We start from the raw sequence: 21,725 nt of genomic DNA on the forward strand, positions 1-21,725 counted from the left end.
CCGCTACTTGATGTTGCCGGCGATGCTGAAGATGGGGAGGTACATGGCGACGAGGAACCCGCCGACCATCCCGCCCAGGAACACCATCATGACCGGCTCGATCATGGCGGTGAGGCCAGCGACGGCCACGTCGACCTCGTCGTCGTAGAAGTCGGCGATCTTGTTCAGCATGGCGTCCATGGCGCCCGTCGCCTCGCCGACGCCGATCATCTGCACGACCATCGGCGGGAAGACCTTCGTCTCGGCGAGCGGGCCGGCGATGTTCTTGCCCTCCGAGATCTTCGCGCGGACGTACATGATGCCCTTCTCGATGATCTTGTTGCCGGCGGAGCGGGCGACGATCTGGAGGGCGTCGAGGATGGGCACGCCGGACGAGAGCATCGTCCCGAGCGTCCGGGTGAACCGGGCGACCGCCACCTTGCGCACGAGCGACCCGAACAGCGGCATCTTGAGCACGAACGCGTGCCACTTCTCGACGCCGCGCGGGTTGCTCGTGAACACCTTGAAGGCGATCACGATCGCGATGGGGACCGCGACGTACCAGTACCAGTTGTCGCGCAGGCCATGCGACAGGTCGATGAGGAACTGCGTCGGCGCCGGCATCGCGCCGCCGAAGTCCTTGAACATCTTCTCGAAGGTCGGGGTGACGAAGGCGAGCAGCACGACCGTCACGCCCACGCCGACGGTGAGGACGATGGACGGGTAGACCATCGCGCCCTTCACGCGCCGCTTCAGCTTCTCGTTCTTCTCGATGTACGCGCCGAGCCGCTGGAGGATGGTGTCGAGGATGCCGCCGATCTCGCCGGCGCGCACGAGCTGGACGAAGAGCTCGTCGAAGGCCTTGGGGTGCTCGGCGAGCGCGTCGGCGAAGGTGGAGCCCGACTCCACGCGGACCTTGACCGCCGTGAGGACCTTCCTGAACGCCGGGTTGTCAGCCTGGGTGGCTAGGATGTCGAGGGCCTGCACGAGCGGGAGGCCTGCGTCGATCATCACCGAGAACTGCCGGGTGAAGACCAGGATGTCCTTCGTCCCGACGCTCGGGCCGAGGCCCGGGATGACGAGGTCCTTCGGCTTCCTGCGGACCCGCGTCGGCTCGAGGCCCGTCTGGCGGAGGCGCGCCTCGACCGCCGACGCGTCGGCGGCCTCCATCTCGCCGGACTTCACCTCGCCCTGCTTGGTCTTCGCCGACCACTTCCAGACCGGCACCTGCTTGGGCGCAGGCGCGGCCTTCGTCTTCGCGTTCGCGGCTGCGGCCTGTGCCATGAGCTCCTCGCGGGGTGCGGGCCGATCCTAGCCGAGGGTCGCCCGCGGGTCGAAATCGTGGTCAGCGCGCCGGCGGCGGGGGCGGGCGCATCCCGGCGCCGCTCGCGAGCAGGTTCTTCAGCTCCTCGGGATCCGAGGACCGGCCCATCGCCTCCTCGAGCGTGATGAGCCGCCTCGCGAACGCCAGCGCGAGGCTCTGGTTGAAGGTCTGCATGCCGAACTTGGTCTGGCCGACCTGCATCTGCGAGTACACCTGGTGGATCTTGTCCTCGCGGATGAGGTTCCGGATGGCGGGGTTCGGGACCATCACCTCGATGATGAGCGCGCGCCCCGGGCCGCCCGCGCGGGGCAGGAGGTTCTGCGTGAGCACGCCCTCGAGCACGAACGAGAGCTGCGCGCGGACCTGCGGCTGCTGGTAGGGCGGGAAGACGTCCAGGATGCGGTTGATCGTCTGGACCGCGCTGTTCGTGTGCAGGGTCGCGAACGCGAGGTGGCCGGTCTCGGAGATGACGAGCGCCGCCTCGATGGTCTCGAGGTCGCGCATCTCGCCGACGAGCACCACGTCCGGATCCTGGCGCAGGATGTACTTGAGGGCCTTCTTGAACGACTGGGTGTCCGCCCCGACCTCGCGCTGGTTCACCACGCAGTTCTTGTGCGGGTGGAGGTACTCGATCGGATCCTCGATGGTGATGATGTGCTCGTGCCGGTCGGTGTTGATCTTGTCGATGATCGACGCGAGCGTCGTCGACTTGCCGGAGCCGGTCGGGCCGGTCACGAGCACGAGCCCGCGCGGCTTCTTCGCGAGCTCGGCGACGATGGGCGGCAGGCCGAGGTCCTGGAAGGTGAGGATCTTGAACGGGATCGTGCGGAACGCGCCCGCGACCGCGCCGCGCTGCATGAAGACGTTCGCGCGGAAGCGCGACAGCCCCTTGACGCCGAACGACAGGTCGAGCTCGCTCTCCTCCTCGAACTTGTGCTTCTGGGCGTCGGTGAGGATCGAGTAGCAGAGCTGCTTCGTCTCGACGGGCGTGAGCGGCGGCGTCTTGAGCGGCACGAGCTTGCCGTCGATCCGGAGCTGCGGCGGCGACGCGGTCGTGATGTGGAGGTCGGAGGCCCCCTTCTCGACCATCGCCTTGAGGAGCTGGTGCAGGTTTGCCAAGTCTTCGTTCGCCTTCGTGCCTTCGGGGCTAGAACTTGTCCGGCGCGGTGTTGCCCACCGCCTCGGCGAGGGTGGTGACGCCGAGCTTCACCTTGTTGAGCGCGCTCATGCGCAGCGTCCGGAAGCCGAGCCGGATCGCCTCCTGCTTCAGCTCCGCGGTCGAGCAGCCCTGGATGACGAGCTCCTTGAGGCCGTCCCAGAGCGGCATCACCTCGTACACCGCGACGCGGCCCTTGTAGCCGCGGTCGTTGCAGGTCCTGCAGCCGACGGGCTCGAACGGCTGGAAGGTGCCGATCTCCTCGGGCGCGAACCCGGCGTCGAGGAGCGCCTGGTCGTCCACCTGCGCGGGCCGCTTGCACTCGGCGCAGAGCCGGCGGCAGAGCCGCTGCGCCACGATCGCGTTCAGCGAGGCCGTCACGAGGAAGGGCTCGATGCCCATGTTGAGGAGGCGCGAGACCGTGCCCGGCGCGTCGTTCGTGTGCAGCGTCGAGAGCACGAGGTGGCCGGTGAGCGCGGCCTTGACGCCGATCTCCGCGGTCTCGAAGTCGCGGATCTCGCCGACCATGATGATGTCGGGGTCCTGGCGGAGGAAGCTGCGCAGCGCGGCCGCGAAGTTGAGGCCGATGTCCTCGTGCATCTGGACCTGGTTGATGCCGAAGAAGTTGAACTCGACCGGGTCCTCGGCGGTCGAGATGTTCCACGCGACCTCGTTCAGCTTGGAGAGCGCGGAGTAGAGCGTCGTCGTCTTGCCCGAGCCGGTCGGGCCGGTGACGAGGACCATCCCGTACGGACGGTCGATCGCCTCCATGAAGTCCTTGAGCTGCTGCTCCTCGAAGCCCAGCTTCGTCATGTCGAGCTGGAGGTTCGACTTGTCGAGGAGGCGCATCACCACCTTCTCGCCGAACAGCGTCGGGCAGACGGAGACGCGGAAGTCCATCTCCTTGCCCTTGCCGAGCTTCAGCTTGATGCGGCCGTCCTGCGGGAGCCGCCGCTCGCTGATGTCCAGCTCGGACATGATCTTGAGGCGGGAGATGATGGCGCTCTTCAGCTTCATCGGCGGCTTCATCACCTCGTACAGCGAGCCGTCGATGCGGAAGCGGACGCGGAAGTCCTTCTCGTAGGGCTCGATGTGGATGTCGGAGGCGCCCTTCTTGATGGCGTCGAGCAGGATGAGGTTCACCAGCTTGACGACCGGCGCCTCCTCCGCGCTCTTCTCGAGGTCGACGGCGTTGATGTCGTCGCCCTCGGCCTCGACCACCGAGATGTCGCCGTCGTCGAACCCCGCCATCACCTCCTCGAGGTTCGGCCCCTTCTCCATGTAGTGCTTGTCGATGGCCTCCTTGATCGCCTGCTCGGAGGCGACCACGACCTCGACGTTGTAGCCGGTGAGGAACTTGATGTCGTCGATGGCGAAGATGTTCGACGGATCGCTCATCGCGACGATGAGCGAGGCGCCGGCGCGGTTCACCGGCACGACCTGGTGCTTCTCGGCGGTCGACCTGGGGATGAGCTTCAGGACCTCCTCGTCGATGTCGAAGTCCTTGAGCGAGATCGCCGGGACCCCGTACTGCTTCGAGAGGAAGCTCGTGAGGTCGTGCTCGGCGATGGCGCCGCTGCGCACGAGGAGCGATCCGATGCGGCCGCCCGTCTTGCGTTGCTCGTCCTGGGCCTTCTGCAGCTGCTGCAGGGAGATGAGGTTCTCCCGGACCAGGAGTTCGCCGAGCCGTCCAGACATGCGTGAAGATCCCTCGGGGTGGAGCGCGCGAGAAGGCCGTGAAGCTCCGCGAACTTAGCAGGCAGCTCGGCGAGGGGTCAAGGAAGCGGCTACCGTAAGTACGCGATTCGAGAGGGTAAATCACGGAGCCCGGCCTACATGGGCGCCTTGTCCAGGACCTCTCTCGCGCGCTCCGCGTCCTCGGCGATCTGGGCCCGGAGCGCCTCCACGGACGGGAAACGCCGCTCGTCCCGCAGCCGCGCGACGAAGGCGAGGCGGATCCGCTCCCCGTAGAGGTCCCGGCCGACGAAGTCGAACAGGTGGGCCTCCGCGGTCACCGCCGCGCTCGCCTCGACGGTAGGCTTCACGCCCACGTTGCACACGCCCGCGTGGACCACCGCGCCCTCGAGCCCGCGCGGCCCCGGCTGCCCGCCCACCCAGGCGCGGACGGCGTACACGCCGTTCGCGGGGAGGAGCCCGGCCGTCTCGACGTTGGCGGTCGCGAAGCCGAAGCCGCGCCCCCGGCCCGCCCCGCGCACCACGACGCCGTCCACGTCGTGCGGACGGGTGAGGAGCAGGGCGGCCGCCTCGACGTTCCCCTCGAGGAGGAACTCGCGGACCTTGGTCGACGAGACGACGAGGCCGTCCACCGTGACCGGCTCGACGACGTGCAGCCGGATGCCGTGCGGGGCGAGCAGCGCGCGCAGGGTCTCCACCCGCGCGCGCTCGTGTCCCGCCGTGAAGTCGTAGCCGACGACCACGTCCGCGCAGCCGAGCGCGCCCGCCAGGTCCCGGGAGACGAACGCCTCCGCCGACGTCGCGGCGTAGGCGAGATCGAACGGCTGGAGGATCGTGGCGTCCGCGCCGGCGGCGGCGAGCAGCTCGAGCTTGCGCGGCAGCTGCACGAGGAGCGGCGGCGCGAGCTTCGGCCGGAGCACGCGGACGGGGTGGGGCTCGAAGGTGAGGACCGCCGCGGCGGCGCCGCGGCCGCGGGCGAGCTCGCCGGCGAGCGCGAGGAGCCGCTGGTGCCCGAGGTGGACGCCGTCGAAGTTGCCGACCGCGACGGCGGAGCCGCGGAGGCGCCCCGCGGCGCGGGCCTCGTCGAGCGAGCGGTACACGTCCATCGCGCCCGTTCATAGGGCGCGGGCCGGCCGCCGTCAAACGCACGGCGCGGTTGCGCGCCGGGGGACGCCCTGGCTGCGGTGCGCGACGTCGGCTCGAGCGAGCAGCGCCCTCAGAGGAAGCGCTTCGTGAACGCGCGCGGAAGGAGCTCGCCGAGCGTCGTGTCGACCGCCCCGCCGCGCGCCCCGACGAGCCTGACGGGCAGCTCGGGCCCGGCGAACTCCGCGAGCGTCTGCAGGCACATCCCGCAGGGCGGCGTCGGCTCGTCCGTCCCGCTCGCCACGGCGATGGCGTCGATCCGGCGCGCGCCCGCGGCCACCGCGGTGGCGACCGCCACCCGCTCCGCGCACAGCGTGAGGCCGTAGCTCGCGTTCTCGACGTTGCACCCGGCGTGAACCGCGTCGCCGGCGCGCACCGCCGCCCCCACCCGGAAGCTCGAGTACGGCGCGTAGGCGCGCTTGCGCGCGGCGCGGGCGGCGCGGGCGAGCGCGGCCGCGCCGCCGCTCTTTCCGGAGCGCGCGCTCACTCTTCCTGCAGGAGGCGCGCGATGGCGAGCTCGGCCGCGAGCGGCATGTCCACGAACTTCACGTGCGCGCCGAAGCGCGGCCCCTCACGCGACACCCGCAGCACCTCGCCGGACGCCTCGATCTCCTGCCGCGTCCCGGGGATGAGGAACCGGAGCTGGACGCGGTTCCCCGCGGGTGGGTGGAGCCCGCCGAAGTACACGCCGCCGAGGGCGAGGTTGCCCTCGTACGGCTCGAACGACCCGCCGAGCGCCGCGTCGCGCACCAGCAGGTGGATCGGGATGCGCCCGCTCTCGCGCCGGTCCGCCTCGGCCTCTTTATCGGTCGGGTCGGCGGCGTCGCTCTTCGGTGGCAGACGATCGTCCATGCTCGCCCCTCCGGAAGGGACGCTAGCAGCCTGGGGCCACCCTTTTCAACGAACCGCTCTGGGGAGGAACCCTTCCACGACCGCGGCCAGCCGGTCCTTGACGCGGCCGGCGGTCTCCGCGACCTCCTCGTGCGAGAGCGGCTGCCGCGAGAGCCCCGCGGCGGGGTTCGTCACCACCGAGATCCCGACGACCGGCACGCCCATGTGCCGCGCCGCGATGACCTCGGGCACCGTGGACATCCCGACGAGGTCCGCGCCGAGCAGGCGCAGCATCCTGATCTCCGCCGGCGTCTCGTAGGACGGGCCCGGCATGCAGGCGTAGACGCCGCGGCGGAGCGGAACGCCGCGCTCGGCGGCGGCCTCGTCGAGCAGCGCCCCGAGGCGCGCGTCGTACGCCTCCGACAGATCGGGGAAGCGCGGACCGAGCCGCTCGTCGTTCTCGCCCACGAGCGGGTTCATGCCGGAGAGGTTCAGGTGATCGACCATCCGGACGAGCTCGCCCGGGGCGTACGCGGGGTTCACGCCGCCCGCCGCGTTCGTCACGAGGAGCAGCTTCACCGGCATCGCGCAGAGCACCCGCGCCCCGAAGGCGACGTCCGCCGCGCTCCAGCCTTCGTAGCCGTGCACCCGCCCCTGCATCGCGGCGACGGCGACCCGCCCTCCCGGCGCGGCGAGCTCGCCGACGACCAGGCGCCCCGCGTGCCCCGGGACGCGCGAGACCGGGAACGACGGGATCTCCTCGTAGGGGATCGACACCGCCCGCTCGAGCCGGTCGACGAAGTCCCCGAGGCCCGAGCCGAGCACGAGCCCGGCCGCGGGCGCGAGGTCCGTCTTCCCCCGGATCCAGGCGAGGGCGTAGGAGAGGCGCGTGGAGAGATCGGCGCGGTGGGTCATGGCTCGCCCCTGTTCGCGCGCCCCGGCGGGCCCGCTTCGCTCGTTGGCTGCTCTCGGGTCATGGTCGGCCGCCTACAATCGCTCGAGGACGATCGGCCGCGCCGCGGGCGCGGCGGGGCCGATCCGGTAGGCGCCCGCGATGCGCCTCGCGATCCGCTCGCGGGCCTCGCTGCGCTCGCCCGCGTGCACCGTGCAGAGCGGCTCGCCCCGCTCGACGCGATCGCCGAGCTTCTTCGCGACCACGATCCCGACCGCCGGGTCCACCCGGTCCTCGACGCGCGCGCGGCCCGCCCCGAGCGCCACCGCGGCGAGGCCGAGCGCCTCCGCGTCGATCTCCGTGACGAAGCCGGCCTCGGGCGCGGCGACGTCGTAGCGCGCCGGCGCGCGCGGCAGCCGGCCGGGATCGCGGAGCACCGCCGCGTCGCCCCCCTGGGCGCGGACGATCTGCTCGAGCTTCGCGAGGCCGCTCCCGTCGGCGATGGCCGCCTCGACCCGCGCCCGCGCGGCGGCGAGGCCGGGCGCGGCGTCGCCGAGGACCAGCATCTCCGCGGTGAGCTCGACGGTGACCTCGCGCAGGTCCGGCGGCCCTCCGCCCGACAGGAGCGCCAGCGTCTCCTCGACCTCGAGCGCGTTCCCGATCGCCCGGCCGAGCGGCTCGTCCATGCGCGTGAGGAGCGCCGAGACGCGCTTGCCCATGCCGCGGCCGATCCCGGCGAGGGTCCGCGCGAGCGCGCGCGCGTCCTCGGGCCGCTTCATGAAGGCGCCCGAGCCGACCTTCACGTCGAGGACGAGCGCGTCGATCCCCTCGGCGAGCTTCTTCGACATGATGGACGCGGCGATGAGCGGGATCGACTCGACCGTCGCGGTGACGTCGCGGAGCGCGTAGAGCTTCCGGTCCGCCGGCGCGAGCCGCTCGGTCTGGCCGACGAGGCAGGCGCCGACGTCGCGGACCAGCGCGCGGAACGTCTCGACCGGCAGGTCCACCCGGAAGCCCGGGATCGCCTCGAGCTTGTCGAGCGTGCCGCCGGTGTGGCCGAGGCCGCGCCCGGAGATCATCGGCACCTTGACGCCGCAGGCGGCGGCGAGCGGCGCGAGGGCGAGGGAGACCTTGTCCCCCACCCCTCCCGTGGAGTGCTTGTCGACCTTCGCGCCCGGCACGTCGGAGAGGTCGAGCACGTCGCCGGAACGGAGCATCGCCTCGGTGAGCGCGCGGACCTCGCCCTCGTCCATGCCGCGGAAGAACACCGCCATGCAGAAGGCGGCCATCTGGTAGTCGGGGATCTCGCCGCGCGTGAAGCCGTCGACGAGCGCGGCGATCGCGTCCGGCGGGATGGCCCCTCCGTCGCGCTTGCGGTGGATGATCTCGTACGCGCGCACGCAGCCCTCCCGGAGCCTCACGCCGCCTCGGCCCGCCCGCGCCCACCCCGCGGGTGCGGACCGCCGGCCCGTTCGCCGCCCCTCGACGCCGTCCGCTGCCGCCTCAGGCGAGCCGCTCCATCAGCTCGTCGTCGATCTCGAAGTTGGCGTGGACGTTCTGGACGTCCTCGAGGTCCTCCAGCATGTCCACGAGCTTCAGCATGGAGCGCGCCTTGTCCGGGTCCGTGATCCGCAGCGTCTCCCGGGGGACGAAGGTGAGCCGCCTCGCGCCGAGCGGGAGCTTCTTCTCGAGCGCCGCGGCGACGCCGTGCAGGTCGTTCGGGAGCGTGCGCACCTCGAACCCCTCCGCGCCGAGGCTCACGACGTCCTCGGCCCCCGCCTCGATCGCCGCCTCCGTGACCTCGTCCTCGGTCGGGCCGGGCTTCACCTCGACGACCCCGCGCCGGTCGAAGTTCCACGCCACCGCGCCCTCGGCGGCGAGGTTCCCGCCGCCCTTCGCGAGGGAGGAGCGGACGTCACCGGCGGTCCGGTTGCGGTTGTCGGTGAGGCACTCGACGATCATCGCCACCCCGCCCGGCCCGTACCCCTCGTAGACGACCTCCTCGTAGGAGACGCCCTCGAGCTCGCCCGTGCCCTTCTTCACCGCGCGGGTGACGTTCTCCTGCGGCATGTTCGCCTCCTTGGCCGCGTCGATCGCGGCGCGGAGGCGCGGGTTGCCGGCGGGGTCCCCGCCGCCCATTCGCGCGGCGACGGTGATCTCCTTGATGACCTTCGAGAAGAGCTTGCCCTTGGCCGCCCCTTGCGCCTCCTTGTGGCGCTTGATCTTGGACCATCGGTTGTGGCCGGACATGGCGGCGTTCCTCTCGGCGGCCGCGACCCCGGGCGGCCCCTCGTCCCGAGGTAGCACGCGCTCCCCCGGATCTTCAAGCAATCGTGGGGAGTTCTAAGGCGCCGCGGGCAACCGCGCCTACCACAGGATCGAGTCCACCATCTCGTCGACCATGTCGCCGAGCCGGTCGATGCCGTGCGACTTGGAGAGGAACCCGTCGGCGCCCACCTGCTCGGAGATCTCCGCGAGCTCGTCGTCGCCCTTCGAGCTGAAGAGGATGATGGGGATCTTCTCGGTGTGGAAGTCCTGCTTCAGGACGCGGACGATGTCCTTGCCGGAGATGTCCGGCATCATGAGATCGGTGAGGATGATCTCCGGCTGGAAGCCGTCGAGCTGCGCCTGGAACTCGAGCAGGTTCGAGGCGATCGCGACCTTGTAGCCGCGGTCCTCGAGCACGGCCTTCTCCATTTCGAGCGTGATCGTCGAGTCGTCGAGGAGCAGGATCCGCTTCTTCTCGGCCATCGTTCTCCTCACAGCGCGGCGAGGGCGTAGTGCGCGGCCCGGACGAAGGCGGCGCCGTCCTCGGGGACGTCCGGATAGTAGCCCAGGAAGGCCTGACGCTTCCCATCCGGCCGGCGGGCGTGCGCGGCGAGCGCGTTCCGGTAGGCGAGCCGCGCGCGGTCGGGATCGCGCTGCGCCTCGCGGCAGCGCCCGAGCCAGTAATGCGCGAGCGCGAGGTCGGGGTCGAGGAACAGCGCCCGCGAGAGCTCGAGGGCGGCGCCGTCGGTCTCGCCCTCCTCGAGCAGGTGGATCCCGAAGAAGAGGTGCGCCTCGGCGCTGAGCGGCTCGAGCTGGAGCGCGGCCACGTAGCACTCGCGCGCCCGGTCGGTCTGCCGGAGGATGCCGTACAGGTTCGCCAGCGTGAGCCGCACCGCGAGGTCCTCGCCGCCCTTCTCGAGGAGCCGCTCGAGCAGCTCGCGCGCGGCGCCGAAGCGGCCGTCGGCGAACAGCGCCACCGCGGCGTCGAGGTACTCCTGGGGCGCGAGCGGCGGCTGCGGCGCCGGGATGGGCGCCGGGGTGGGGAGGCGCGGGGGCGCCGCCGGGGGCAGCGACACGTGGCGCACGAGCGGCGGCGCGGACGGCACCGGGACGACGGGGCGAACCGGGCGCGGGGCCGGGAGCGGCGTCGTGCGCGGCGTCTCCGGGCGCCGGTAGAGGAACGCCCCGGCGACCTCCGTGAGCTCGAAGCCCTCGAAGATGCGGAAGAGCGACTCGGAGTAGCCGAGGAACAGGTAGCCGCCCGGCGTGAGCGCGTGGAGGAACTGCGTGAGCACGTGCTGCGTCGTGGGCGTGTCGAAGTAGATGATGACGTTGCGGCAGAAGATGACGTCCCACCCGCCCTCGGGCCGCGGCATGGTGCCCGAGACCAGGTTGTGCGGACGGATCGCGGTGATGAACCGCCTGAGGCTCGCGCGCACGTGGTGGCGATCCCCGTCGGCGTCGAAGTGGCGCTCGCGGAGCGGCTGGGGGATCTCGCGCGCGCGCCGGGCGTCGTACGCGCCGCGCGCGGCCTGCGCGACCGCCTCCGGGTTCACGTCGGTGGCGAGGAGCTCGAGGTGCTCGGGCTCCGCCCCGGCGCCCTCCGCGGTCATCGCGATCGAGTACGGCTCCTCCCCGGTGGCGCAGCCGGCCGACCAGATCGCGACGCGCCGGCCGCCGCCGCGCGCGCGCGCGACGAGGCCGGGGAGCAGCGCCTCGAGCGCGCGGAACTGGCGCTCGTCGCGGAAGAAGCTCGTCTTGCCGACCGTGACGAGCGGGAGCAGCCGCCGGAGCTCCTCGTCGCCGCCGTCCTGCGAGCGCAGGAGGCCGACGTACGCGCGCCCGTCCGGTGCGTTGGGCCCGAGCTCCTCCAGCCGGGCGCCGAGGGCGAGGCGCAGCGCCGAGTGACCGTCCGGGCGCACGTGCAGGCCCACCCGCTCCTTGAGGAGCGCGGCGAGCTGCGTCAGGTCGTCCGGCGTGATCGGCCTCACCGGGTCAGCTCCTGGAGCGCGCGGGGGATCGCCTCGATCGGGAGCACGCGATCGACGGCCCCGAGCTCGATGGCCGCGCGCGGCATCCCGAACACCGCGCTCGTCGCCTCGTCCTGCGCGATCGTCGGCCCGCCGGCCGCGCGGATGGCGCGCAGCCCCTCGGCGCCGTCGCGGCCCATGCCGGTGAGGATCACGCCGCAGGCGCGCGCGCCGTGCTGCCGCGCCGCCGAGAGGAAGAGCGGCGTCACCGACGGCTTGAAGGTCTCGACCGGCGGCGAGTCCGAGAGCCGCACCGCGCCGTCGGCGACGACGAGGTGACGGCCGGAGGGGGCGAGGACGATCCGGCCCGGCGCGAGGACGTCGCCGTCCCGCGCCTCCCGCACGTCGAGCCGGGTCTCCGCGGCGAGCCAGGCCGCGAGCCCCTCGGTGAACCCGTCGGCGATGTGCTGCACGATCGCGACCGGGGCCGGGAAGACCGGCGCGAGCCCGCGCAGGAGGGACACGAGCGCGCGCGGGCCGCCGAGCGAGGCGCCGATGACGACGAGCTCCACGCCCGCGCTCCGCCGGGGCGGCGGCTCGCCCTCGGTGCGCAGCCCGCGCAGGTGGCGGATCACCTTCACGCCGGCGAGGAGCCTGAGGCGCGAGCGGAGCTGCCGCCCGTACGTCTCGAGGTCGGTCGTCGCGTGCGGCTTCTCGAGGATGTCGAGCGCGCCGAGCGAGAGCGCGCGGAACCCGACCGCCTCGGCGGGGTTGCCGGTGAGGACCAGGATCGGGGTGGGCGTCTCGGCCATGATCCGCGCGATGCCCGCGTAGCCGTCGGCCTCGGGCATGTTGAGGTCCATGGTGATGACGTCGGGCCGGTGCTGCCGCGCGAGCGCGGCGGCGGCGTGTCCGTCGGCCGCGACGGCGACCACCTCGAACCCCGGGCCGTCCGCGACCACCCCGGCGAGGAGCTCGCGGAACAGGGCGGAGTCGTCCGCGACGAGGACGCGGACCTGCCGCGCCTGTGGAGGCGTCACGCGCCGACCCCGCAGAGCCGCTCGAGCGTGGCGGCGAGGCTCTCGGCCTCGAGCTCGCCCTTGACGATGTACGCGTCGGCGCCGGCGTCCACGCCGCGGCGGCGCTCCTCGGGCGCGGAGAGCGAGGACATGATGACGATGGGCAGCTTCACGAACCGCGGCGTCGCCTTCACGCGGCGGGTGAGGTCGATGCCGTCGAGCACCGGCATCTGCACGTCGGTGACGAGGAGCTGGTAGCTGCCGGTCTGCAGCTTCCGCCAGCCGTCCTCTCCGTCCACCGCCTCGTCCACCTCGTGCCCGAGCGAGCGGAGCAGGGCCGCCTCCGCCTCTCGCGCGATCGCGCTGTCGTCCACGAGGAGCACCCGCAGGCGCCGCCGGTCGCGGCCGCGCGCCAGGGCCGGCGAGGCGAGCCGGCGGGCCGCGGCCACGATGTCCGGGGTCGAGAGGAGCAGCGCGACGCGCCCGTCCTCCAGCGCGGCGGCGCCGGTGACGAAGCGCATGCCCTTGAGGAACGCCCCGGGCGCCTTCACCGCCACCTCGCGCTCGCCGTGCAGCCCGTCCACCACCACCGCCGCGCCCTCGCTGCCGTGGTCGACGTACGCCACGAGCGGCCGCTTCGAGCGCGGGCCGCCGTTGAGCGAGAGGAGGGGCCCGAGCGCGACTACCGGCATGAGCCGCCCGCGGTAGCGCACGGCCCGGATGCCCGCGACCTCCGTCGCCTCCTTGGGGTCGAGCCGCCCGACGCTGTCCACGTCCACGGCCGGGATCCCGTAGACGTCCTCGTCGATGCGGACGAGGAGGACCTTCATGAGCGACAGCGACTGCGGCATGCGCAGCGTGAACCGCGTGCGCTTGCCCACCTCGGACTCGACCGTGACCGACCCGCCGAGCGCCGTGACGCGCTTGCGCACCACGTCGAGCCCCACCCCGCGGCCGCTCGTCTCGCCCGCCTGCTCGCGCGTCGAGAACCCCGCCATGAAGATGAGGTCGAGCGCGTTCCGCGCCGACAGGCTCGCCGCCTGCTGCTCGCCGATGATCCCCTTGCGCAGCGCGGAGGCGCGGACCTTCTGCGGGCTGATCCCGCGCCCGTCGTCCTCCACGGTCACGGCGAGCAGGTCGCCGTCCACCCGCGCGGAGATGACGATCTTCCCCGCGCGCGGCTTGCCCGCCTGCACTCGCTCGGCAGGCGTCTCGAGCCCGTGATCGACGCAGTTGCGGACGAGGTGGACGAGCGGGTCGTTGAGCGAGAGCAGGATGGCCTTGTCGACCCCGGTCTCGCCGCCGCGCACGACGCACTCGACCTCCTTGCCCTGCTCGCGCGCCATGTCGCGGGCGGCGAGGGGGAAGCCCGCGAGCACGCCGGAGAGCGGGATGAGCCGCGCCTCCCCGATCCGCTCGGCGAGCATCCCGAACTGCGCCTGGGAGGAGGAGGCGGCCTCGGTCTGCGCGCGGGCGAAGCGGAACGTGTCCGAGCGGAGGAGGTGGACGTCTCCCTCGATCTGCTCGACGAGCCGGGCGGTGCGCGCGTCGCGGAGCCGCTCGGCGAGCGCGATCACCCGGTCCGACAGCCGGCCCCACCGCGCGAACAGCGCGTTGAGGTCGCGGGAGCGGCGGATGGCCCGCTCTCCCTCGACGAGCACGTCGCCGGCGAGCGCGGCGATCTCGTCCAGCCGGTCGACGTCCACGCGGATCGAGGCGGCCGGCTTGTCCCCGCGAAGCTCGAGCCGGGCCTCGGGCGACGGCGCCGCGGGCCGCGCCGGCGCGGGCGCCGGGGCGGCCGGGGCCGCGCGCTCGCTCGTGGTCGAGGTCGTGGTCGAGGTCGTCGCGGTCGCGCTCGAGCTCGCGTGCGAAGGCGACGGCCCGGGCGCGGGCGACGCCGCCACCGTCGAGACCTCCGCAGCGCCCTCCGGCGCGCCCCGCGGTCCGGCGATGAGCGCGCGCAGGGACTCCGCGAGCTTCCCGGCCGCGTCCCCGCCCTCCGCGGGCGCGTCGAGCATCGGCACGATGGCGCCGCACGCCCGGAGGAGCGCGTCGAGCCGCTCGCCGGGGCTGTCCTTGGGGAGCGCCTTGAGCAGGTCCTCCGCCGCGTGCACCACGCTGGAGATGCCGACGAAGCCCATCATGCGGGCCTCGCCCTTCAGCGTGTGCAGCTCGCGCGCGAGCTCGTCGAGCGCCTCCGGCGTCCCGGCGCCGCGCTCGAGCTCGAGCAGCGCGCCCGAGATCTTCTCCACCCGGTCCGCGGTGGTCTCGCGGAAGCGGGGGAGGAGCTTCTTGCGGATCTCTTCGGAGACGCCCATGCGCGGCTCGCGGCGTGCCTTTCCCTGAGCGGCCCGGGCTACTCCACCTTGAAGCGCTTCACGAGCTCTGCGAGGCGCTCGGCGAGCTTCGTGAGCTCGGAGGCCGCGCCGGTCGCCTGCTTCGACCCGGCCTGCGCCTGGCGAGTGACCTCCTCGATCTCCGACATCGACTGCACGACCTGCTCGGTCGCCGTGCGCTGCTGCTGCGTCGCGAGGTGGATCACGCGGGCGGCGTCGCTCGTCTCCTGGATGCCGGAGAGGATGCCCGAGACGCTCGCCATGGCGTTGCCGCCGAGCTTCTCGCCCTCGGAGGCCTCGCGCTTGTTCCCGTCGGACGCCTCCTTGGCGGCGTGCGTCGCCTCGCGGATCTCCGTGATGAGGTTCTTGATCTCCTTCGTCGACTCGAGGACGTTCTCGGCGAGGCGGCGCATCTCGGCGGCCACGATGGAGAACCCGCGACCCGCCTCGCCCGCCTTGGCCCCCTCGAGGGCGGCGTTCAGGGCGAGGAGGTCCGAGCGGTCCGCGATCTCGTCGATGACCTCGACGACCGTGCCGATGCGCTCGACCCGCTTGGAGAGCTTCGCGATCGCGTCGTCCACCTCGACGGCGTTGTGGCGGACCTTCTCCATCGAGCCCATGAACGCCTTGATGGCGCCCTCGCCCTGCTTCGCGCCGGAGAGGGTCTGCTCGGCGATCGCGGCCACCATCTGCGCGTTCTCGGCGATCTGGTGCGAGGCGCCCTTCAGCTCCTCCATCGTCGCGGTCGTCTCGTGGATGGCCGACGCCTGCGCGCTCGTCGAGGACTCGTTCTGCGTCGCCGCCGCGAGCACCTCCGCGGAGCTGGTCGACAGCTGCATCGCCGCCTCGCGCGTCTCGGTGACGAACTTCTTCAGCGTCTCCATCACCTGGCCGATGCCGGCGATGAGCGGCGTGAGCGCGGAGTCGGTCGAGCCGGCGCGGAGCGAGCCCGAGAGGTCGCCCTGGATGACGAGGCGGATCATCGCCTCGATGGCCTCGTCGATGCCGGCCGTCACGATCTGCACGCGCTGGTGCGCCTGGCGAAGGTCCTCGACGACCGCGCTCGCGGCCCCGTTCACCGCCTCGGCGATGGCGCGCAGGCCGGGATCGTCGATCGCCCCGGCGTCCACGCGGCCGTCGTAGTTCCCCTCGGCGAAGCCGCGGAGGACCACGGCGATGCGGGCGGCGTCGGCGCCGACGACGGTGTTCCGCCTCTTCGCCGCCGCCGCGCGCGGCGCGGCCGCGCGGGCCTTCGGCTTCTGCTGGACGTCGAACGGATCGCGGGTGCTCATGGCTGCTCCGGGGGAGGCGTCACACGGGCGCGGCGGAGGTGGCGTGCTCGCGGACGAGGGTGGGGAGGTCGACGAGGAGGACGGGGTCGCCGTCGAGGAGCACGAAGCCCGTGACGGCGCCGGAGGTGAGGCAGGCGGCGGCGAAGGCGGGGAGCGGCTGCACCTGCACCTCCGGCACGCTCCGGGTGCCGATCACCTGATCGACCACCAGGGTCCGCTCCACGGCCTCGTCGTGGCTCGCGACGACGATGCCGCGCGTGCAGGCGCGCGGCGCGCCGAGCGCCGTCTCGAGGACGAGGTCCTCCGCGGGCACGTCCCGCACGCTGCCGATGCGGATGGCGTCGTGCACGACCGCCGCGAAGGTGCGCGGGCCGACCTGGAACAGGACGAGCTCGCTCGTCGGGCCGGTCACGCCGCGGCGCTCCCCGCTGGCACGGCGCGCGCCCGGGCGGTCTCGACGAGGCGCGGCAGATCGAGGATCGCGATGGCGCCCGCGCGGTCGCGGCCGACGGCGGAGAGGAACTCGGCGACGCCGCTCGACTCGGCCGGCGGCGGCTCGAGCTGGCGGCGCGGGATCGCGACGAGCCCCTCGACCGAGTCGCTCACCACCGCCACCTTCCACGGGCCGCAATGGACGATCGCGGCGCGCGTGCTCGGGCGGAGCGACACCGACCCCTGGCCGACGAGCTGGGCGATGTCGAGCACCGGCAGGACCTCGCCGCGGTGGGTGAACACGCCGGGGAGGAAGGCCGGCGCGGCCGGGAGCCGCGTGAGCGGACCGAGGCGGACCACCTCGGTGACGAGCGGGGCCTCGAACGCGTAGCGGCCGCCGAGGAGCCTCAGGCAGAAGAACCATGCCTCCGGCGCGGACGCCTGGGCGCCGGACTCGGGTTGCTGCGCTTCCTTCGGCTCGGCCATCGGGCGCGGATTATCCGCGAGCCCGGGACGACCGGGCAAGATCGGTGCTATTTTGATTCACCGGGAGAGGGGCGACGTGAAGGTCCTCATCTGCTGCGAGAGCGAGATCGTCCTACATGTGACCGGCATGGCCCTCGAGGCCGCCGGGCACCAGGTGGTGCTCGAGCGCGAGCCGCACGCGCTCGTCGCCGAGGCGGGAAACGCCGCGGCGCTGCTCGTCGACGCGGTGCGCGCGAAGCAGGCGCCGCCGCTCCTGCGCGACCGGGGCTTCCGCGGGCGCGCCCTGCTCGTCGGCGACGGGACGCCGGAGGAGCTCGCGCAGAAGGCCGCGGAGCTGAAGCTCGACGGCGCCGTCCCGTCCTCCCCGCCGGAGGACCTGCCGCGCCGCTTCACCGCCGCGCTCGAGGCGCGCCGCCGCGTGCTCATCGTGGACGACTCCGAGATCGTCGCGCGTCTGCTGAAGGAGGAGCTCGAGGCCAAGGGCTTCGAGATCCAGTACGCGCCGGACGCCGAGAAGGCGACCTCGATCATCCTGAAGCGCCAGACCCGGCCCGACCTCATCCTCCTCGACATCAACATGCCGAAGGTGGACGGCGCGCAGTTCTGCCGCTTCGTGAAGAAGAACGAGATGTTCCGCTCGATCAAGGTCGTCTTCTGCTCGGGCGAGGACAAGCAGAAGGTCGAGAAGCTCGTGACCGAGTGCGGCGCCGACGGCTACCTCCTGAAGGACGAGCTCCTCGGGAAGTGGATCGTCGACAACGCCCGCTGACCCGGGCCCCGGCTCCGGCTCACTCGCCGGGCGTCCCCTCCCCCTCGGCGCAGGCCAGGTTCTCCGCGACGTCCGGCCCGTCCACGTCGACGCGGACCGCCGCCGCGGGGCAGAGCGGCGCCGCCCCGCCCGCGCCGAACGTGGAGGCGACCGCGCCGGAGGGATCGAGGAGCAGGAGCTCCGGCGGCCGCTCGTTGGCGATCCCGCCGAGGAGCGCGGTCGCTCCGCAGGCGAGCACGGGCGTCCCGGGGGGCAGCGCGTACCGCCCGTCGTACGCGCCACCCGCGACGAGCGCGATCGCGCCCGGCGGGAGCGCGTCCTCGAGCCGCGCGCTCACCACGCACGAGGACAGCGCCCCGGTCGCCGAGCGCTTCGCGAGGCGCCAGCCGAGGAGATCGAGCACGCCCTCCCCGCGGTTCGCGATCTCCACGTACTCGCCGCCCGCCTCGGGCGTCGCCGCGTCCGCCCTCACCTCGGTGACGACCGGCCGCGGCGGCGGACCGGCCGCGCGCGCCGTCTCGAAGGCCCCCACGGACGGCCGGCGGCGGCCCTCGACGTCCAGCACCGGCCGTCCGTCCGCGGCGTGCACGCGCGACGACAGCACGAGCACGTAAGGGGCGAGCGCGCGCAGCGGCGCGCCGGGCGTGAGCATCGCCCGACGCCCTCCGTCGGCGAGCGCGACCGCCGCCGGGACGCGCGAGGCGAGCGCCGCGGCGCCCGCGTCCGACTCGACGGCCTCGAGCGCCTCGCGCAGGTCGGCTGCGGGGACGAGCGCGAGCCGTTCGCCGTCGAGGATGCCCTCGGGCGCGATGGGCGCGGTGAAGCGGATCTCCGCCACGACCGCCTCCGGGGCGACGCCCGGGCCCTCGGGCGCGACGCTCTCCACGCGCACGAACGGGGCGGGCTCGGGGAGGCCGCAGGCGGCGGCGAGCAGCAGGATGGCGGCGCGCCTCACGGCCGCCCCCGCACGCCGCGGGCGCCGGCGATCGCCGCGAGCTCGGCGCCGAGGCGATCGATCTCGAGCTCGGCCTGCGCGCGCGCGAGCGCGCTGCCGGGCGGGTCGAGGAGCAGCGAGAGCCGGAGGCGCTGCCGCTCGTAGTAGAGGGTGGTGGCGCGCTTCACCGCCTCCGCCCGGGCGCGGGCGCGGGCCGTCGCCTCCGCGGCAGCGGCGACCTCGCCCGTCGCGGCGACGAGGCCGCCCAGGTCCCACGTCGCGCGGAGCGTGACGGCGAAGCCCGGCGCGAGCCGCAGGTAGTCCACCTCGCCCGAGCCCTGCAGGCCGACGACGCGGTGACTGCGCTCGTCGCGCTGGTACTCGGCGGTCAGGCGCGGCAGCAGCGCGGCGAGGCGTGCACGCCGGGCGAAGCCCACGGCGCCGGGCGCCTCGGAGTCCGCCGCCTGCGCGGCGGCGGCCTGCACCTCCGCGATGGCGGGCTCTCCCGAGGAGAGGACCGCGAGCGCCCGGAGCGCCTCGGCGTCGGCCGCGGCCGCAGCGTCGGCGGGGCCCGCGCGCGCGGGCGCGGGATCGAGGGTGGAGGGGGCACGCGGGGTTGCCGCGACGAGCGCGGCGGCGACGGCGAGGGAGATCGGGGTCATGCGGTGCGCCCGAGCAGGGTCCGCGCCGGGGCATCTCAGCGTGATCCTGGGCTGTTTGCGTCCGCAGCACGTCCGCGCTCCGTCCGACGGTCTCCCGCGCGCCCGCCGCCCCCCATGCCGCGGCGGAGCGCCCCGGGCTCCCCCTACCCGGGGCTCGGGACACCCCGAGCCCGGGTCCTCCGGCTGTCGCACGTGGGCGAGACGTCGCGCCCCGTTCACGGTACGTCGATATCGTGCGCTCGGCTCGGCGGCGCGCGCGCAGGCGGGCGCGGATCCTCGGGAAAAGGGCTGGCCAGCGCGGCGGGCCCTGGGCGGCGCCGGTGGCGAGCGCGTACGCGTCGCACCCACCCTGCGCAGTGGTGCCGCGCTTGCACCTCGGCGGGTGCTCGCAGCTCCGAGGAGGCCGCCGTGATGGACCGGAAGAAGATCCTGCTCGTCGACGACTCGTCCACGGTGCTCCTCATGGAGCGGATGATCCTGTCGAAGGACGCCTACGACGTCGTCACCGCCAAGGACGGCGCGGAGGGCGTGGAGAAGGCGATCTCGGAGCGCCCGGACCTCATCCTGATGGACGTGGTGATGCCGCGCATGGACGGCTTCGAGGCCTGCCGGAAGCTGCGCCAGCAGCCCGACACGCGCGAGATCCCGGTCATCATGGTCACGACGCGCGGCGAGCTCGCGAGCGTCGAGTCCGGCTACGCGAGCGGCTGCAACGACTACGTCACGAAGCCCATCAACGGCCTCGAGCTGCTCGCCAAGGTGCGCAGCTGCCTCGGGCAGTAGCGAGCGACGCCATGGCCGATCCGCGCGACCGGACCCCTCCCCCGCCGCCCGCCGCCGCGGGCCAGGACCTCCAGAAGATGAGCGAGCGCCTGCGCGAGGTGATCACCTCGCTCCGCTCCGAGCAGCAGCGGCTCGCCTCCGAGGCGACGACGCCCGTGCCCGGTCGGGGTGCGCCCTCCGACCCGGGCGAGCACGAGCGGCGGCGGCTCACGAGCGAGCTCGCGCTGGCGCACGAGGCCATCGCGCACGCGAACGCGGAGCGCGACCGGCTCCGCGCACGGGTGGAGGAGCTCGAGGCCGAGCAGCGGAGGCTCTCCGACGACTACGTCGCCGCGCAGGAGCGCACCACCGAGCTCGCGCAGCTCTTCGTCGCGCTGGAGCGGCTGCACGGCGGCCGCTCGCGCGCGGACGTCGTCGCCGCGGTGCAGGAGATCGTCATCAACGTGGTGGGGTCGGAGGAGCTCGCGCTCTTCGAGCGGCGCGGCGACTCGCTCGATCTGCTGAAGGCGTTCGGGGTGGACCCCGGGCCGATCCACACCGTCGCGGTCGGCGAGGGGATCATCGGCCGGGCCGCTTCGTCCGGCGCCACGTGGATCGCGGGCCGCGATCCCGCCCCCGAGCCCTGCGATCCGGAGCTCTCCGCCTGCATCCCGCTGCGCGCCGGGGACGCGACCGTCGGCGCGCTCGCCATCTGGCGGCTCCTCGGCCACAAGCCGATCCTCGACGAGCAGGACCACGCCGTGTTCGACCTCCTCTCCACGCACGCCGGGCTCGCGCTCGCGCTGCGCGCCTGAGGCCGCGAGGCGCGTGACCGCTCGCACCGCCACCCTCCCCGAGCGGCCGAACGCCGCCGCGCCCGACCTCGCCGGCCGCGCCCAGGTCTACCTGCACGCCGGCCAGCTCGCGACCGCCGCCACGCGCACGGCCATCACCACCGTGCTCGGCTCGTGCGTGGCGGTGTGCCTGCACGATCCCGCGAGCGGGGTCGGCGGCATGAACCACTTCCTCCTGCCGCACCCGGTGGGGCGCGAGCGCTCGGTCCGCTTCGGCAACGTCGCGGTGCCCGAGCTCGTGGACGCGGTCGTCCGGGCCGGGGCGGCGCGCGCCGCGCTCGTCGCGAAGGTGTTCGGCGGCGCGAGCGTCATCGGCGCGTTCCGCGGCTCCCGCAACCTCGGCGAGGAGAACGTCGAGCTCGCCCTGCGCCTCCTCGGGGAGGCCCGCATCCCGGTGCTCGACCAGGACGTCGGCGGCGCGCGGGGTCGCAAGCTGATCTTCTTCGCGGACGAGGGCACCGCCTGGGTGCGGCAGCTGTGAACGGCGGAGGCGACATGGACGAACTCGGCATCGATCGCGAGCTGCTCGTGCAGACGTTCCTCGCGGAGGCGGAGGAGACGTTCGGGCGCATGGAGCAGGCGCTCGTCGCCCTCGAGGCACGGCCCGGCGACGAGGCCATCCTGCACGCGCTCTTCCGGGACGCGCACACCGTGAAGGGCGGGGCCGCGCTCGTCGGCTTCGACGGCGTCCGCGAGCTCGCGCACGACCTCGAGGACGTGCTCGAGCGGCTCCGAGGGCGGAGCCTCGGCGTCACCGACGCGCTCGTCACGCTCCTCCTCCGCTCCGTCGACGTGCTCCGCGGGTCGGTCGCGGCGGCCGCCGCGGGCGCGCGGGAGGAGCCCGCCGCCGCGCTCGCGTTCCGGCGCCGACTCGCCGCCGCCGCGCAGGCCGCCGGGTCCGCCCCCGGCGCGGGCGAGCCC

General features: G+C 73.5%; 23 protein-coding genes. 5 read left to right on the forward strand and 18 right to left on the reverse strand.

The annotated features are described in order from the left end of the window. Window positions 1-3: 3 nt before the first annotated feature. From MNZ29_RS10395 to MNZ29_RS10470, 16 genes are all read right to left on the reverse strand, one after another. Window positions 4-1,263: a type II secretion system F family protein gene (locus MNZ29_RS10395; protein ID WP_242339450.1), complete on the reverse strand. Its 1,260-nt coding sequence runs from the start codon at window positions 1,261-1,263 to the stop codon at window positions 4-6. Window positions 1,264-1,324: 61 nt separating this feature from the next. Then, on the reverse strand, window positions 1,325-2,422 hold the full coding sequence (locus MNZ29_RS10400) for a type IV pilus twitching motility protein PilT (protein WP_242339452.1): 1,098 nt from the start codon (window positions 2,420-2,422) through the stop codon (window positions 1,325-1,327). Between the two features lie 28 nt (window positions 2,423-2,450). Next, window positions 2,451-4,157, reverse strand: coding sequence for a type IV-A pilus assembly ATPase PilB (pilB, locus tag MNZ29_RS10405; RefSeq protein ID WP_242339454.1), 1,707 nt, complete (start codon window positions 4,155-4,157; stop codon window positions 2,451-2,453). Between the two features lie 134 nt (window positions 4,158-4,291). Beyond that, entirely contained in the window at window positions 4,292-5,260 is a 969-nt protein-coding gene (gene ribF / locus MNZ29_RS10410; RefSeq protein ID WP_242339456.1) for a riboflavin biosynthesis protein RibF, read from the reverse strand. A gap of 110 nt (window positions 5,261-5,370) precedes the next feature. Beyond that, window positions 5,371-5,784 (reverse strand): cytidine deaminase, encoded by a 414-nt coding sequence (locus tag MNZ29_RS10415; protein ID WP_242339458.1) that lies wholly within the window; start codon window positions 5,782-5,784, stop codon window positions 5,371-5,373. Continuing rightward, window positions 5,781-6,149, reverse strand: a complete 369-nt coding sequence (locus MNZ29_RS10420) for a PilZ domain-containing protein (RefSeq protein ID WP_242339460.1) — start codon at window positions 6,147-6,149, stop codon at window positions 5,781-5,783. The genes MNZ29_RS10415 and MNZ29_RS10420 overlap by 4 nt, the downstream gene beginning before the upstream one ends. Window positions 6,150-6,194: 45 nt before the next feature. After that, on the reverse strand, window positions 6,195-7,043 hold the full coding sequence (locus MNZ29_RS10425) for a purine-nucleoside phosphorylase (protein ID WP_242339462.1): 849 nt from the start codon (window positions 7,041-7,043) through the stop codon (window positions 6,195-6,197). Between the two features lie 72 nt (window positions 7,044-7,115). After that, window positions 7,116-8,420 carry a thymidine phosphorylase gene (locus MNZ29_RS10430; protein WP_242339473.1) on the reverse strand — a complete coding sequence of 435 codons (1,305 nt, stop codon included), beginning with the start codon at window positions 8,418-8,420 and terminating at the stop codon, window positions 7,116-7,118. A 103-nt stretch (window positions 8,421-8,523) separates the two neighbouring features. Further along, window positions 8,524-9,270 carry a YebC/PmpR family DNA-binding transcriptional regulator gene (locus MNZ29_RS10435; RefSeq protein WP_242355094.1) on the reverse strand — a complete coding sequence of 249 codons (747 nt, stop codon included), beginning with the start codon at window positions 9,268-9,270 and terminating at the stop codon, window positions 8,524-8,526. Window positions 9,271-9,387: 117 nt separating this feature from the next. Next, the gene (locus MNZ29_RS10440; RefSeq protein WP_242339466.1) at window positions 9,388-9,771 is read right to left on the reverse strand and encodes a PleD family two-component system response regulator; all 384 of its coding nucleotides are present in this window, start codon (window positions 9,769-9,771) and stop codon (window positions 9,388-9,390) included. Between the two features lie 8 nt (window positions 9,772-9,779). Then, window positions 9,780-11,279: a CheR family methyltransferase gene (locus MNZ29_RS10445; protein WP_242355096.1), complete on the reverse strand. Its 1,500-nt coding sequence runs from the start codon at window positions 11,277-11,279 to the stop codon at window positions 9,780-9,782. Then, window positions 11,276-12,298 (reverse strand): chemotaxis-specific protein-glutamate methyltransferase CheB, encoded by a 1,023-nt coding sequence (gene cheB / locus MNZ29_RS10450; RefSeq protein ID WP_242339469.1) that lies wholly within the window; start codon window positions 12,296-12,298, stop codon window positions 11,276-11,278. Before cheB ends, MNZ29_RS10445 begins: the two co-directional genes overlap by 4 nt. Then, window positions 12,295-14,595 carry a hybrid sensor histidine kinase/response regulator gene (locus tag MNZ29_RS10455; RefSeq protein WP_242355098.1) on the reverse strand — a complete coding sequence of 767 codons (2,301 nt, stop codon included), beginning with the start codon at window positions 14,593-14,595 and terminating at the stop codon, window positions 12,295-12,297. Before MNZ29_RS10455 ends, cheB begins: the two co-directional genes overlap by 4 nt. A gap of 38 nt (window positions 14,596-14,633) precedes the next feature. Beyond that, window positions 14,634-15,905, reverse strand: coding sequence for a methyl-accepting chemotaxis protein (locus MNZ29_RS10460; RefSeq protein WP_242341343.1), 1,272 nt, complete (start codon window positions 15,903-15,905; stop codon window positions 14,634-14,636). A gap of 19 nt (window positions 15,906-15,924) precedes the next feature. Further along, a complete protein-coding gene (locus tag MNZ29_RS10465; RefSeq protein WP_242341344.1) occupies window positions 15,925-16,317 on the reverse strand; it encodes a chemotaxis protein CheW in 393 nt (130 codons plus the stop codon). Further along, entirely contained in the window at window positions 16,314-16,823 is a 510-nt protein-coding gene (locus MNZ29_RS10470; RefSeq protein WP_242355100.1) for a chemotaxis protein CheW, read from the reverse strand. The genes MNZ29_RS10465 and MNZ29_RS10470 overlap by 4 nt, the downstream gene beginning before the upstream one ends. A 76-nt stretch (window positions 16,824-16,899) precedes the next feature. On the opposite strand from MNZ29_RS10470, the gene MNZ29_RS10475 reads away from it, so the two are divergent. Beyond that, window positions 16,900-17,592, forward strand: a complete 693-nt coding sequence (locus MNZ29_RS10475; protein WP_242355102.1) for a response regulator — start codon at window positions 16,900-16,902, stop codon at window positions 17,590-17,592. Between the two features lie 19 nt (window positions 17,593-17,611). Here the strand turns inward: MNZ29_RS10475 and MNZ29_RS10480 are convergent, their stop codons facing one another. Together MNZ29_RS10480 and MNZ29_RS10485 are read right to left on the reverse strand one after the other, a co-directional pair. Next, on the reverse strand, window positions 17,612-18,547 hold the full coding sequence (locus MNZ29_RS10480) for a lamin tail domain-containing protein (RefSeq protein ID WP_242355104.1): 936 nt from the start codon (window positions 18,545-18,547) through the stop codon (window positions 17,612-17,614). Further along, window positions 18,544-19,188, reverse strand: coding sequence for a hypothetical protein (locus tag MNZ29_RS10485; protein WP_242355106.1), 645 nt, complete (start codon window positions 19,186-19,188; stop codon window positions 18,544-18,546). Before MNZ29_RS10485 ends, MNZ29_RS10480 begins: the two co-directional genes overlap by 4 nt. A 411-nt stretch (window positions 19,189-19,599) precedes the next feature. Between MNZ29_RS10485 and MNZ29_RS10490 the strand changes: the two genes are divergently transcribed. The 4 genes from MNZ29_RS10490 to MNZ29_RS10505 all read left to right on the forward strand — a co-directional run. Further along, on the forward strand, window positions 19,600-19,971 hold the full coding sequence (locus MNZ29_RS10490; RefSeq protein WP_242341349.1) for a PleD family two-component system response regulator: 372 nt from the start codon (window positions 19,600-19,602) through the stop codon (window positions 19,969-19,971). 11 nt (window positions 19,972-19,982) lie between these two features. Next, on the forward strand, window positions 19,983-20,765 hold the full coding sequence (locus MNZ29_RS10495; RefSeq protein WP_242355107.1) for a GAF domain-containing protein: 783 nt from the start codon (window positions 19,983-19,985) through the stop codon (window positions 20,763-20,765). Between the two features lie 13 nt (window positions 20,766-20,778). Then, a complete protein-coding gene (locus MNZ29_RS10500) occupies window positions 20,779-21,285 on the forward strand; it encodes a chemotaxis protein CheD (protein ID WP_308197058.1) in 507 nt (168 codons plus the stop codon). A 14-nt stretch (window positions 21,286-21,299) separates the two neighbouring features. Continuing rightward, on the forward strand, window positions 21,300-21,725 hold a 426-nt coding region (locus MNZ29_RS10505), incomplete at its 3' end, for an Hpt domain-containing protein (protein WP_242355109.1).

Source organism: Anaeromyxobacter sp. SG64 (assembly GCF_022690745.1).
Lineage (GTDB): Bacteria > Myxococcota > Myxococcia > Myxococcales > Anaeromyxobacteraceae > Anaeromyxobacter > Anaeromyxobacter soli.

Coding starts and splice junctions, on each gene's coding strand:
- MNZ29_RS10395 (WP_242339450.1), bottom strand. CDS start 1,263: ATGGCACAGGCCGCAGCCGCGAACGCGAAGACGAAGGCCGCGCCTGCG.
- pilB (WP_242339454.1), bottom strand. CDS start 4,157: ATGTCTGGACGGCTCGGCGAACTCCTGGTCCGGGAGAACCTCATCTCC.
- ribF (WP_242339456.1), bottom strand. CDS start 5,260: ATGGACGTGTACCGCTCGCTCGACGAGGCCCGCGCCGCGGGGCGCCTC.
- MNZ29_RS10420 (WP_242339460.1), bottom strand. CDS start 6,149: ATGGACGATCGTCTGCCACCGAAGAGCGACGCCGCCGACCCGACCGAT.
- MNZ29_RS10425 (WP_242339462.1), bottom strand. CDS start 7,043: ATGACCCACCGCGCCGATCTCTCCACGCGCCTCTCCTACGCCCTCGCC.
- MNZ29_RS10435 (WP_242355094.1), bottom strand. CDS start 9,270: ATGTCCGGCCACAACCGATGGTCCAAGATCAAGCGCCACAAGGAGGCG.
- MNZ29_RS10440 (WP_242339466.1), bottom strand. CDS start 9,771: ATGGCCGAGAAGAAGCGGATCCTGCTCCTCGACGACTCGACGATCACG.
- MNZ29_RS10455 (WP_242355098.1), bottom strand. CDS start 14,595: ATGGGCGTCTCCGAAGAGATCCGCAAGAAGCTCCTCCCCCGCTTCCGC.
- MNZ29_RS10460 (WP_242341343.1), bottom strand. CDS start 15,905: ATGAGCACCCGCGATCCGTTCGACGTCCAGCAGAAGCCGAAGGCCCGC.
- MNZ29_RS10470 (WP_242355100.1), bottom strand. CDS start 16,823: ATGGCCGAGCCGAAGGAAGCGCAGCAACCCGAGTCCGGCGCCCAGGCG.
- MNZ29_RS10485 (WP_242355106.1), bottom strand. CDS start 19,188: ATGACCCCGATCTCCCTCGCCGTCGCCGCCGCGCTCGTCGCGGCAACC.
- MNZ29_RS10490 (WP_242341349.1), top strand. CDS start 19,600: ATGGACCGGAAGAAGATCCTGCTCGTCGACGACTCGTCCACGGTGCTC.
- MNZ29_RS10495 (WP_242355107.1), top strand. CDS start 19,983: ATGGCCGATCCGCGCGACCGGACCCCTCCCCCGCCGCCCGCCGCCGCG.